Below are 11,763 nucleotides of genomic sequence, written 5' to 3' on the forward strand. Positions count from 1 at the left end.
ATGGCGCGGGACGGAATCGAACCGCCGACACAAGGAGCTTCAATCCTTTGCTCTACCAACTGAGCTACCGAGCCATCTTACGGTCCATGCGGGATTTGAACCCGCGATCTCCTCCGTGACAGGGAGGCGAGATAGACCACTACTCCAATGGACCATATTGCGGGAGCTGGATTTGAACCAACGACCTTCGGGTTATGAGCCCGACGAGCTACCAGACTGCTCCATCCCGCGATGAAGTAAGGAGGATGTGGGATTTGAACCCACGCACGAGCAGAACCCGCCTGACGGTTTTCAAGACCGTTCCCTTAAGCCACTTGGGTAATCCTCCATAGTGTTTTAAAAAAATATAAAGCCTTATAAGGCTATGACCCGTACGGGATTTGAACCCATGTTACAGCCGTGAAAGGGCTGTGTCTTAACCACTTGACCAACGGGTCATGAACTTTCTTAACGAAAAGCACATTTATTAGTTTAACTTATTCAGAAATCTTTGTCAAGAACTTTTTTCAATTTATTTTCTTAACTGTTAGCTCTGAATTAGCTGTTCCGTAACAGAACAATAAAGATATTACAGCATATTTTTACCCTTTGCAAGCTTTTTTTGAAATTTATTTTTGATTTTATTTCAAATGTTCAACAAAGCCTTATAGATCAAAGGTTTTGTAATTCGATTTTTTTGAAAAAATTAGCTAAATTCGACAAAAAATAATCCAAATTCGAATCAAATTTGATAATTTTAGTAGTATTTTTTTATTTTGCTGCACTGAATTTTGCGAATTAACATGCAAATAAATCGAATAACAGTACCTTTAATATTCTCAGAACTTCAGATTTGTTTACAAATGCTTCAATACAATCATGCATATTTCTACCTTATTCGTATCAAACTTTTCACCGTAGCCTCGTGCCACTTATTTATTCTTACTATATGGTAACAACGTTTCTTCCTATTACCTCTAATGATAAAAAAGGAGCTTAGATATTACTATCGAAGCTCCTTCCCCCACTTACGTGGGGACCACTCTATGATGCTTTCTACAATCTTGGCTTTGATTGGATCACCCCCACTTACGTGGGGACCACATGCTTCGATGGCGTCAGATACATCATAATAAGGGATCACCCCCACTTACGTGGGGACCACCTGGTACTAAAGGTATTGTGTTTACCGCCTTAAGGATCACCCCCACTTACGTGGGGACCACTTCTATGGAACAGATCATTTTGACGCTATTTTAGGATCACCCCCACTTACGTGGGGACCACCCATACTCGACAAAACGTGCATACTTGGCATTGGGATCACCCCCACTTACGTGGGGACCACACAAAGATTAATGGAGGTTATTTATATGTTTAAGGATCACCCCCACTTACGTGGGGACCACCCCAACAACTTAAGGATGTGGCTAAGCAGTTAGGGATCACCCCCACTTACGTGGGGACCACTCTAGCTAAATCCTCCATCTATCCTAGTTTTAAGGATCACCCCCACTTACGTGGGGACCACCTAGCGCTAGCCCTTGACCCATGTAATCACCGAGGATCACCCCCACTTACGTGGGGACCACACTAAAAAAATCCCAGTCTATCAAGCTTCTTAAAATTTCAAAACCCTTTTTTCCATTAGTTTCTTTGCCAACTCATAAGTCGCACGTGCATCTTCTAAAGCATTATGTGGCTTCAAATTTTCAATATCGTAATTATCAAGAACTGTCTGAAGTCGATAATCGTCTAAAAACATGCTATCTTTTTTAGCTATCGCTTGAAGATCAATAACTTTTTGATTAACTACATCTCTATTATATAAAATCAAATATCGATTAAGAAACCCTATATCGAAATTTACATTAAATCCAACAATCACACATCCATCGATGAATTCCAGGAATTCATCAACTATATCCTCAAACTCGGTGCCATCTGCATCTAATATTTCTCGATTTAAACCTGTCAACTCCTGGGCTTCTTTTGACACTTCTTTTTGAATTTTTATCAAGCGATAAAATTCATCTAAGCTTCCATCCGAATCCCTTTTTATGGCGCCAATAGCGGTTATCTCATCTGTATCATTCAAGCCCGTAGTCTCAATATCTATTGCTACAAAATTGCTTTTTGCCGACTTGAGCATTGTACGTTTAGCTCTTTTGGCATAATGCGATCTTGCAGCTTCGCTAAATCCATGAGACGTTTTCTCTTCATTATTATCCGTAATTCTGTACAAAAATGGTATTCCATCAAAATCAACAACTTTTCGATCTGATCTGGTTGTTCTAATGTTATATCCCAATTCATTAGCAGCATTGTAAACCATCGTAGCTTCACCACTACCAATGTTTTTCAAAATTCTCTGCCACAATAAATCACGTATTCTTGCACTAAAATTACCGACATAAACTCCAGTTTGGACTTCTTGGCACCATCTGGTTAAATCTCCTCTCAATGCTGGAGGAACGTTAGTCATAGTTACTACTATCATTACTATCATCCTCTTCTGGGAATTCTTTATACTGCACTCCAAACTTTTGTAAGCCGTTTTTATCATCCCAGAGATTTTGGACAGAAACTTCTTGACTGTCGTCTATTTCAAATAAAAATTTTAGATCCGACACCATTCTTTCTAGTAACTTAGTTTCTTTAAATTTTTCGCGCATAGCATGACGAGTATGATCAGAGATATCACTTTTGCCATATTTTTTGACAACATCAAAAGCAATTGGAATTGAAATCTCCGCCTTATATAAATCAGCAAAATCATAAATGAAAGATAAATCGTGGCCTGTATGAACAAAACCTAATCCAGGGGATGCACCAAGAGCAACAACAACGCTATAACACAGGCCGTATAAAGCCTGGTGAGCAGAAGTTAGTGCCTGATTTATCGGTGAGCTTGCATTGAAATCGTCTACTTTGTACTCTCTGCGCGACCAGGCTACGCCTGTTCGTTTAGATTCGTTTTGATAGGTTCTCCTAATTCTGGCACCTTCTTTACCACGCAATTCTTGCATCGACAATTTGGAAATATCTTCATCGCCAAATCTCATTTGATACATTTTCCTTGCAACTGCTAGTCTACTTCTAGTATTAGAAACTAGTTTCGCTTGAGCCATAAGATATCTAGATGAATGATTTAACGCCCTTCCATGGGCATACTGCCTTACACCTTGTTCTCCTACCCAAACAACTGAAACGCCGGAATCTCCCATCAACTCCATAGCACGATGCGTAACGTCGACTCCGGGGCCTAACATCAGAACACTTACAATTGCAACTGGGATATAGACAATTCCGTGACTATCAATAACTTTAATTGCGCTGTCTTGCCGGTTCAATTTAGCATGTTCAAGATAAATAAAAGTAATTCTATCTTGAACTCTTCCTAATTCTTGTAGATTTGTTTTTTTAACAAATAAGGGCTTCTTCATTTTACTTTTCAATTGGGATAACGGTTAACAATCCCATTCCATAAGCTTTCTCGCGGCCAATTCCCTTCACTAATGCCTGTTTGAATTGCTCTAAATCTTCCACTTCTAGAATTCCTTCAAAAGTTACAGAGCTTAATTCCAACCGACTCTTTTTCTTTTTAAGTCTTAACCAATTGCGACTTACAACATCAAAGTTTAGGATCTTAAAACCAGAAAGTTCAGCCTTTCTTTCAAACCATTTCCTTTGAGCACCAACAGTAATATGAGGCATAATTCTGCCAGTCTTAGAATCTTTATGCGTTGGATTGCCAGTAAGTCTAAAGCGATACTTTTTCCCTTGCTCAATTTTTTCTAAAAATTCATCATAAGACTTGGTTTGGGCGGTTCCAGCTACTCCTAATTGCTCTAGTTTATCAAGGTCTGGTCGATTTTGACTTAGTAATAGTAGATATTTCTTATGATTTAGCGTATCAATTCGCCACAAGTGTCTTAAACGAACTGAATTAGCAATTTCATCTGGAAAAGACTGCTCTACCCAATTATGATATGCCCCCAAATGATTGAGCTCACGCATGACAAATTGATTATGATCATCAATTTGCACTCTTGATAAATACATATTTTCCTCCTCTCTTTATATAGCACTAAAAATATCATGCTCAGGTGTTTTTTCTTCAAAACATGGATTTTTCAAATTGACTGACAAACTAGCAACTAATCGATTGTTATGAAAACGATGCTTTTCACTAAATGAGCCAACGAGATCTCTTTGCATGAAAGTATCTATCGACTTATTTTTGTCATCTAATATCTGATCCGCATAAATTTCTGTCAAAATTTCTGACTGCCGTTTGCATTTCTTTTGATACCAAGTACTTGCCTGCCAAGGTAAAGTTTTTAATACTTCAAGTGGCGTCTGGTTCAAAAATTCTTCAATCTTCAAAACTCCCGCAGGACAATTAGACCGTCTGCCAAGTGCCAATTGAAAAGCAGGATGCTTTAAGGCATAGGAAATTTGATCAATTAGTTGTTCATCACCGCCGACTGCCACCATAAATACTGAATCTTGCAAGTAATCGCGGTAAGTCAATTTATTTTTTCCAGGCTTATATTCCACGACTTGATAGTCCGTCATTACCGCACCTACTTGATCTGCTCTAGTAGCAAAAAGCAAGTCATTAAATTGCTCAATTCGGCGGTCATCCCGGCGATATCCAAATGCTGCTGCAATCATACCCAGCACAGCACTCTTGCTAGGGAACATGCTGGTTGTTCTAACTAAAAAAGTTGAATTGATACCATATGATTGAAGTGGGCCAGCCAATCTAATTGTTATTGTCTTCATCAGAAATCACTCCTGACAATGTTTTGCCTACTTGTCCAATTAATTCTGAAAGGTTCTGAACTTCTTCGCCAACTTCGCTTTCATATCTTGATAAAACAAAGTTCTTCAATGGCTTTTCAACAAACTTTTCTGACAAATCATATTCTTTTTCTAGTTTTTCAACGGATTTATGTAAATATCCTTCTCTTGAAACTACTGGCTCCTCAAAGGCTGAGGCTAAGTTAACGGGAGTATCTTGACGAATAGTTATCATTAAATATTGTGGCAAAGTTTTATTTGCAAAAGAATTTTGCTTTCCATCAGGCATGCTTTGGACAAAATCTTTGATAAATAGTTCTACTCCCTTCAAGGCCAAATCCCTACCTAAATTATGTTCCAACTCTTTAACGTTGACATTTGCATAACGATACAGTGTAGCAGAATTGTATTCAAAATTATCAATCATGGCTGCTCCAGCTTTATCTTCTGCTTGCAAATCATCTAAAGCAGTGAAGTAATCAAATTCTGGCGTAATTTCATGAGTTGAAATTGCATGTGCCACTTGGCTTGCTGCATCAACGTTTAATTCTGGGTTATCAGCAACCATTCGGCCAAAAAGAGCTAGATCAAGGGACTGGTCTGAGTTAAAGATTTCCTTAATTGCCTTCTTTTCATCCTTATCAAATGAATCATGACTAAGTGCAAACTTAGCTAATTTTTCAATTTGTCCGACGCTAACAAGCATCAATGCGGAAGTTTCACCACCCTTCACCTTTACTCCTGCTGCCTTGAACACTTCTTCAGCCATCTTAGTAGCAGCTTCTTGGTCCAATTCACTCATTTCAAGAATAGTCTTGCTTAGTAAACTTGGTGCTTCTTTAGTTCGATAACTCTTTAGCCAATCCAAATCTTCTTTTGCAAATAACTTTCTAGTTGCCCGCTTCCAACTTTGTGAAGATACTCTTGCTCTAGTAACACCACCATAAATAGCCTTTTTAGCTGCTCCAGTATCATCGCGATTAATGTTAGCTGATGGTACGGTTTGTAAAACGTGGATGTCTACATACATATTCTTGGTCTTCATTATTACTTATCTCCTTTTTCATTATTCTTAACACTTGCTCGGTAGTACTGTTGCCCCCACTTGAGGAAGGTCTTCTCAGCACTATGCCCATTTAATTGATAAAAATATAAATCCTTTGCTAGCCGGCTAAAGTTCACTTGCTTAGCAGGCAAATTGGATTTCAGCAACTTGATCAGCTGAATTAGTGCAACTTGCATACTTGCAAAACTAGTTGATAAAAATAAATTTTTCACTCTTCTATCAACTCCCTCTGAAATATCCGTAATCTGGCGCAATGATGCTAGTGCTGCAAATAGTTCTTCATCTCCATTAGCACAGCGTTCATTATTTGCCTGTTGCATAATTGCATAGCCTCTTAAAGCTACAAAAATCGCATTTTCGGCATAAGTTGGTTCGCCATTTCGGCTTAAATCTTGAACATCAAGCATTGGCAAAATAATTGGCCAAACTCTACGTGCCCGTGAACTTGAAAATGATGTAGTGCTACGCAAAGTTGAAAGCGTTGCTCGATCCATATTGCCGTTATTGTAGATTCGATTGATTAACGAATAGGTTACTTGATCGACCTTTATCATCTTATTCCTCCTTACAGATTTAATTTTCTTAATTTAGCCTCGAAAATATTTTTGGCTATAAAAATGTTGAATAGTTCCGCTTCAGCATCCTCTTTTTTGCTAGTCGTTCTTTTAATCCCGCTAATTTCTCGGCTTGAGCTTTCGTTAAAGCGCTCATCAACTTCCTCAAGGGCGATTTTTTTCAAGTTTTCATACCATTCAGAAACTCGAACGCTTCTTTCATCATCATTAGTTAAGCTAATAAGCCACTGGCGAAATGGAATATTTACATGCTGATAAAATATCTTCAAATAATGACTAGCAAATTCTTTTGCATCACTGCTACCATAGCCTTTTAACTCGGCAATCATAGCTAAAAAGCTCCAATATGTTTTTCCAACTTCTTGAGTTTTAGCCACCACTTCCGATATTTGAACTGGCCACCAGTCTGCTTTTTGAGGATCTGGATCAAACAACACATTAGCTCGCACTTTCAAATTATCTGAAACTTCTCTAGCTGGCGACTGCGAGGTAGCATTGCCATCGCTAATCATTGTGGTCATGGCAAGATCAATAATCTTTCCACCGGCCACATATTCCTTATCTTTCAACTTATTTAGCCAACTAACAATTCCAGGAACATGATATTTTTGGCTTTCTGGCGACGGGATAAATAATTCGAAATTTCTCCAGATTGCATCTGATGCAGTAAGTTGTGTCTTCTTAAGTGGTCTAAAAGTTTCTTCTTTATCATTGCTTCGCCAAATAGCCATTGGCTCTTCAAAAGCTGTTGTCATATCAACCTTCGGTAGTCCTGCAGTAAATATTGTTGGAGTGCCATCATCCCATTCAATATGCAAACAGCGTGCCCAGTCTGTATAAAGTTCCGCAATATTGTCTGGAACTAAAGCTTTAGTTCTCTGTCTTACATAGTCTTCAACATTGTCAAATTCCCAGATTGGATGTTGGTCCTGATATTTTTCTCCATCTTTTGGAACAAGAATTAGATTTAACATCAAAGTCTCAAAAAGATTCTTTCCTTGTGCATAAACTGCGTCAAATCCGTATAGCCAGCCTGGAGAATTAGATAATTTTTCTTTGCTTTCAGTAAGTACAACCTTTGTTTTATCTGTTGTAGCTGCAATGTTTTGGTAAGTAATGATCCAACGAACCAGCTCATCGATAGTCAATTGATTTTTTTCTTGATCAGATTTTGGCGAAAAGATTGCCGGCGAGTTGTTACTTTGCGAAATCGTTCGATTGATCTGCATCACATTTACTGTTCCCGTGCCAGTATCTACATGCTTATTTTTAGGAACAAAAGAATCATATTGCTCTTTTGTCACCTGATAAAAGGGATGCTCGCCAAAAAAGTCGAACTTGTCCTGATATTTTTCCAGGTATAAATATAGTTGATCTGAAAAATGTCCTTGTTCAAACAAATTCCTCCATGTTTCTAACAAGTCATCTTCGACATCTTCATCATAATCATCTGGAATGTCAGTTACTTTCAAAGTATCCTCATCAATCTCAAGCCACTCATATGGCTCTGAACCAGCATCAAAGCGGGAATAAACCGTCGTCAAAATAGCTAACAAAAGCCGCATTATGCTGACGTCTTGACTTTTTATATCACCGGCCAAATCAAGATAATCTTGACTGTTTTTAAATAGGTCTATCAAAGAAACTGTTTTTTCTTTATTAGTTGTCCCATCAAAGACCTTGATCCATGGATCAGTGACCAAATTAAATGTTTTTTCCATCTCTTTTTATCACTCCTTTTCACAGACTAAGCCTAGCTCTGGCTTATAAATAACCTTGTAACCATTAAAATGAGTTGAATTATGCTTGTCTAAGCAAAGGACTAAGCTCTTTTTCAACCATGGGTCTGTTTTCCAATCAGCAAAAAGTGATCTAGTTTCTTTTTCTAACTCACTAATTGTTGCTTCAATATCAAAAGTCAATCTTCTTGGCAGACGAATCGTTTCGCTGGCAATTTTGGCAGAGTCGACATTTTCGATATTTTCTCCATCCAGCAACATAAACTCATCGTTAACCTTTTTTACTAAAATCACTTCAATCGAATCTTCAATATCACGCACGCTTGCATCGCCAACTAGATCGTTAACTGGCTTTTTTAAATCAAGCCATCCTCTGATTAACTTTTTAGACTTAGGCTTTGCTATTTGGAAATTTTTAGCTTTTTGCTTTTCTTTTTCTATGAAAAGTTCTTCATCTTTCTTAGCCATCTCCAATTTTTCAATGGAATCACTAGATAAATCTGATTGATCAAAGATTTCAGAACTATAGGTAAGATTGACAAGCTTGGAAATATCAGCTGGAATGATTAATTCATCTGGTAAATAATAGTCCGTCTTCATCAAAATGTATTTTGAATAAATCGACTCATTAGCATCTCCATATTCTCCAAATCCTTGTATGCCTGAAATAAAGACTCGAGCTTTCTCTAAGCCACTTGGACGAACACGTTTATGTCTGTGCAAACGCCCAATTCTTTGCAAAATCAAATCCATCGGGGCGATATCCGTAAAAAGCACATCGAAATCAATATCCAGAGATTGTTCCAAAACTTGTGTACCAATCACGATTAATTTTTCCGGACGATCCTCTTGTGACTTACCGATTAATTTTTGTAAATTTTTCTCAATTTTTGCTCGATCTGGAGCTAAAAATGCTGAGTGCAAGATCAAAACTGGCATATCTTGATCAAGAGATTTAATTAATTCCGCCAATTGCTGAGCGCGCGCAACAGTATTAACTACTACTCCGGCAACGCCACCATTTTCGACCTTAGCAAGAATATCCTTAGCTAAATTTGTTTCATCTAAATTCAAACGAACTACTTCAATCTTTTTCTGAGTACTTTGCTTGAAATCCGCAACTTGCTCAATTTTTTCTCCGTCTGAAAAAGTTAGCAGCGGGTATTCTGTTTTTTTAGTGAAATCAAGTGTCGAAGCTATCTTTTTGACACTTATGCTATATTTTCCAGATAAGTATTCACTTACAAGTCCTTCACGAGTTTCATAAGGTAAGGTAGTAGAAAGCAAAATTACTGGTACATCATATGCCCCCAGCCAAGATAATACCTTTTTCAAATAAGAACTCATATAAGCATCATAAGAGTGAACCTCATCGATAATTACTACTTTGTCAGAAAATCCAAGATGCTTTAAAAATAAGTGCCGCTGTTTCAAGCCCATCTGAAGCAAATTATCGACAGTACCAACATTAAACTTACTCAAGACACTCTTCTTACCTACAAACCATCTGTTTACGCTGACACTAGTTTCATCTTCTTCAAAATCCAAATTTTCAGCTTGAGGCAACTTCGAAAAGTCCAAATTAAAACCCGCTTTGCTATGAGCGAGATTAATCGAAAAGCTATTGCCCTGAAGTTGACCAATTCTATCCAGCCAATCTCTTACTCTGCTAAACATTGCATTAGAAGTTGCTTGTGTAGGCAAGCCGACAAATACTCCTGATTTTCCTTTAACAGCTGCAATTTGTTGAGCAGCAGCTAATGCAATTTCAGTCTTTCCAATTCCCATCGGTGCTTCAATTACAACGATTCCAGGATCTATGCTTGATTGAATCTTTGATAGCATTGTCTTTTGAACATTTCGAGGTGAGAAATTCCAAATATTCTCAAAATAATTATCAATATTTGCTATTCTCTGCGGTATCCAACTGCCATCCACAAACCAAGTCTTAATTGCACGCTGGAATCTTTGCTTTAGCTGTTTCCTATCAAACACAAAGTCCTCATCAGTTAGAGGAATCAAGGTAAACATCGGCTTATTTTTATCTTCATCAAAATACTCACTTGAAGCCAGCCAATCTGCCATAATAAGCAGACCTTCTAATTCAACAGCAACTTCTTGCTCAATTGCAGGAATCTCTGAAACTGTTAGATCACACTCTTTTAATCCAAATTCAAAGAAATCTTGTTGAATCTTTTTCCACATTTGCTGAATGTCTCCATCATGATCTCTTTGATAGTAGTTAGCCGTATGATCGATAATATCTCTTTTAAGATTACGATTGCCTGAACATGGAGTACCATGGTGACCGCCTAGAAGCGCTGCAAATGATGGTTCCACCCCATAGTTAAGCAAAATCGCCTCACCAGCAAAATTATGCGGACTTTTTTCAGCCATTGGCAACTTGTCATTGATTTCTTTAAATCCTGCCTTCAAAAGATGTTCAACAATTTCATGATCCAAGTCAGGATTATTCCAACGAGACTGTTTAGTCTGAAAAGCTGGCGTTGCTTTTCCTATGTCATGGACATATCCCAAAAATTGGACGATATTTGCAGCTTTCGGTCCAAGATTCTTCTCAATTAGCTTTCTTTGGCCGTCATCTAACCAATGCATGTATAAAAATCCAATAACGTTTTTTGCATCCATCAGGTGAGCAATTAATGGAAGCCAAAAATATTCTCCATCTTTGTCGCCTTTCTTGCCCCACAAAGCAAGCTCTTGTCTAGAAAATTCATTCATCGTTTCACCTTCTTTTCAACTCATATGATAGCGCTTTTTATAAATAAGTAAATATAATTTCTTAAAATATAATCTAATTAGCAATACCTCCCTATATATTAATTACGAAAAAAAGACAAAAAATTTTTTACTTTTTTATGTCTTTATAAATTCTTAAAGTTTTACTACTATTTAAAATTCAAAAAAACAAATTGCAATTTTTTGCGTATATAAATAATGGAGGGGTAATTCATTATCCCTACTACTATTTGAAATGAGGAAACTTCATGTCTCATGAAGCAAAATACGTTCCGCCAAAGAGGTATCCTTTCACCGAGGATAAGATTTTTGGCTGGGTGATGGAAAACCAGGAGTTTTGCCTATATCTCTTGCAGATCATCTTGCCTGACTTGAACATTCAGAAGATTGTTGAATTCCATAAACAAGATGCCATGGGCAATGATGACCGCGAAGCTAAGGATATTCGCTTGGATATCAAAGTGGTTGATGATCAAGGCAGAATTTTTGATATCGAGATGCAGACCACTCCCAGCGCTTATTTAGGACGCAGAATGCGTTACTATCAGTCGATCATTGATGGAGATGGAATCTTGAAGGTCGGCAAAGATTATTCACAGCTTCCAGATACTTATATCATTTTTCTTTGCTCGGAAGATCCATCCGATGCTTTTAGCAAGAAGGATGATCGAGCAGTACATTTCTTCAAGACCATCGATACCAAGGACGGTGACTTAAAGTTGAATGATGGTGCTACAAAGGTTATCATTAACTCAAAAGGAGACTTTGCCAGCGAAAGCGCAGAACTTAAAGAGCTGGCGAATCTCATGAATGATAAAGAAGTTAGCCTGAATGA

At 37.7% G+C, this 11,763-nt stretch carries 9 protein-coding genes, 5 tRNA genes and 1 CRISPR repeat array; of the genes, 1 reads left to right on the plus strand and 13 read right to left on the minus strand.

The window, feature by feature from the left end; all coding sequences use genetic code 11:
* Nucleotide 1 precedes the first annotated feature (1 nt).
* The 13 genes from BN53_RS09150 to BN53_RS09210 form a co-directional block, all read right to left on the minus strand.
* Nucleotides 2-74 (minus strand) — tRNA-Phe (locus BN53_RS09150).
* A gap of 6 nt (nucleotides 75-80) precedes the next feature.
* Nucleotides 81-154 (minus strand) — tRNA-Asp (locus tag BN53_RS09155).
* Nucleotides 155-157: 3 nt separating this feature from the next.
* A tRNA-Met gene (locus BN53_RS09160) sits at nucleotides 158-231 on the minus strand.
* 8 nt (nucleotides 232-239) lie between these two features.
* Nucleotides 240-328: transfer RNA gene (locus BN53_RS09165), tRNA-Ser, on the minus strand.
* Nucleotides 329-365: 37 nt separating this feature from the next.
* Nucleotides 366-437 (minus strand) — tRNA-Glu (locus tag BN53_RS09170).
* A 618-nt stretch (nucleotides 438-1,055) separates the two neighbouring features.
* A CRISPR array of direct repeats spans nucleotides 1,056-1,571; the repeat unit is 28 nt; unit sequence GGATCACCCCCACTTACGTGGGGACCAC.
* A gap of 29 nt (nucleotides 1,572-1,600) precedes the next feature.
* Entirely contained in the window at nucleotides 1,601-2,479 is an 879-nt protein-coding gene (cas2e, locus tag BN53_RS09175; protein WP_040537420.1) for a type I-E CRISPR-associated endoribonuclease Cas2e, read from the minus strand.
* On the minus strand, nucleotides 2,457-3,425 hold the full coding sequence (cas1e, locus tag BN53_RS09180) for a type I-E CRISPR-associated endonuclease Cas1e (protein WP_009560663.1): 969 nt from the start codon (nucleotides 3,423-3,425) through the stop codon (nucleotides 2,457-2,459). Before cas1e ends, cas2e begins: the two co-directional genes overlap by 23 nt.
* 1 nt (nucleotide 3,426) lies before the next feature.
* On the minus strand, nucleotides 3,427-4,044 hold the full coding sequence (cas6e, locus tag BN53_RS09185; RefSeq protein ID WP_009560664.1) for a type I-E CRISPR-associated protein Cas6/Cse3/CasE: 618 nt from the start codon (nucleotides 4,042-4,044) through the stop codon (nucleotides 3,427-3,429).
* Between the two features lie 15 nt (nucleotides 4,045-4,059).
* Nucleotides 4,060-4,770: a type I-E CRISPR-associated protein Cas5/CasD gene (cas5e, locus tag BN53_RS09190; protein WP_009560665.1), complete on the minus strand. Its 711-nt coding sequence runs from the start codon at nucleotides 4,768-4,770 to the stop codon at nucleotides 4,060-4,062.
* Nucleotides 4,751-5,833: a type I-E CRISPR-associated protein Cas7/Cse4/CasC gene (cas7e, locus tag BN53_RS09195; RefSeq protein ID WP_009560666.1), complete on the minus strand. Its 1,083-nt coding sequence runs from the start codon at nucleotides 5,831-5,833 to the stop codon at nucleotides 4,751-4,753. Before cas7e ends, cas5e begins: the two co-directional genes overlap by 20 nt.
* 2 nt (nucleotides 5,834-5,835) lie before the next feature.
* On the minus strand, nucleotides 5,836-6,408 hold the full coding sequence (gene casB / locus BN53_RS09200) for a type I-E CRISPR-associated protein Cse2/CasB (protein WP_009560667.1): 573 nt from the start codon (nucleotides 6,406-6,408) through the stop codon (nucleotides 5,836-5,838).
* Between the two features lie 11 nt (nucleotides 6,409-6,419).
* A complete protein-coding gene (locus BN53_RS09205) occupies nucleotides 6,420-8,150 on the minus strand; it encodes a type I-E CRISPR-associated protein Cse1/CasA (protein WP_009560668.1) in 1,731 nt (576 codons plus the stop codon).
* Between the two features lie 9 nt (nucleotides 8,151-8,159).
* The gene (locus tag BN53_RS09210) at nucleotides 8,160-10,910 is read right to left on the minus strand and encodes a CRISPR-associated helicase/endonuclease Cas3 (RefSeq protein WP_009560669.1); all 2,751 of its coding nucleotides are present in this window, start codon (nucleotides 10,908-10,910) and stop codon (nucleotides 8,160-8,162) included.
* Nucleotides 10,911-11,176: 266 nt separating this feature from the next.
* On the opposite strand from BN53_RS09210, the gene BN53_RS09215 reads away from it, so the two are divergent.
* Nucleotides 11,177-11,763: Rpn family recombination-promoting nuclease/putative transposase (locus BN53_RS09215; protein ID WP_040537421.1), on the plus strand; the 587-nt coding region annotated here is incomplete at its 3' end.

This window comes from Lactobacillus pasteurii DSM 23907 = CRBIP 24.76, assembly GCF_000297025.1.
Taxonomy (GTDB): Bacteria; Bacillota; Bacilli; order Lactobacillales; family Lactobacillaceae; genus Lactobacillus; species Lactobacillus pasteurii.